Genomic DNA, 233 nt, shown 5'->3' with positions numbered 1-233 from the left:
GCCGAGGTCGAGCTTCAGTCTCACATTGGGTCCGAGCGTGCGATCCAGGATATCGCTCATCTTCTGAACCAAGTCCCGAACCGTTACGGACTTCAGCTCGAGTTCCTGCGCTCGCGAGAAGGCGAGCAGCTGGCTCGTGAGCTTTGATCCGCGTTCCGCAGCACGCAGGCCGGCTTCGGCCCAGCGGTGCACGCTGGACTCATCCGATGGTTTGCGGCGGATCAGGTCCAGGC

1 pseudogene is annotated in these 233 nt (G+C 62.7%); it reads right to left on the bottom strand.

The window, feature by feature from the left end:
- Window positions 1–233: pseudogene (locus RMT89_RS45605) on the bottom strand (hypothetical protein); the annotation flags it as partial.

The organism is Streptomyces sp. P17 (assembly GCF_032436805.1).
In the GTDB taxonomy this organism is placed as follows: domain Bacteria; phylum Actinomycetota; class Actinomycetes; order Streptomycetales; family Streptomycetaceae; genus Streptomyces.
The sequence above is the reverse complement of the archived record's forward strand: the minus strand, read 5'-3'. Positions and strand labels throughout refer to the sequence as shown.